The organism is Bacillus sp. LR--39 (assembly GCF_053613335.1).
Genome location: NZ_JBSIOT010001403.1, coordinates 1 through 555, shown reverse-complemented (window position 1 = coordinate 555; position 555 = coordinate 1). Strand labels below are relative to the sequence as shown.

Here is a 555-nt window from a genome sequence, read left to right as displayed (position 1 = left end):
TGTTATCTCATGAAGGACCGGCAGCAGACTGTGATCTACGTAGGGAAAGCAAAAGTGCTGAAAAACAGAGTGCGCTCCTACTTCACCGGTTCTCACGACGCGAAAACCCAAAGGCTTGTGACGGAAATCGAGGATTTTGAATATATCGTGACGTCCTCCAATCTTGAAGCGCTTATTTTAGAAATGAATCTGATCAAAAAGCATGATCCGAAATACAACGTCATGCTCAAAGACGACAAAACCTATCCTTTCATAAAACTCACCCATGAACGCCACCCAAGGCTAATTGTCACCCGCAATGTCAAAAAAGACAAAGGGCGCTATTTCGGGCCGTATCCGAATGTACAGGCAGCAAGGGAAACAAAAAAACTGCTCGACCGTCTGTATCCTCTCAGAAAATGCTCCAAGCTCCCGGACAGAGTGTGCCTTTACTATCATCTGGGCCAATGCCTCGCTCCGTGTGTAAAGGATATTTCCGAAGAGACGAACAGAGAGCTGGTTGAAAGCATTACACGTTTCTTAAGGGGCGGCTATAATGAGGTCAAAAAAGAGCTT

General features: G+C 45.8%; 1 protein-coding gene. It reads left to right on the top strand.

Annotated elements, in window-relative coordinates; genetic code table 11:
• On the top strand, nucleotides 1-555 hold a 555-nt coding region (gene uvrC, locus ACWHAR_RS30770; protein WP_452088897.1), incomplete at both ends, for an excinuclease ABC subunit UvrC.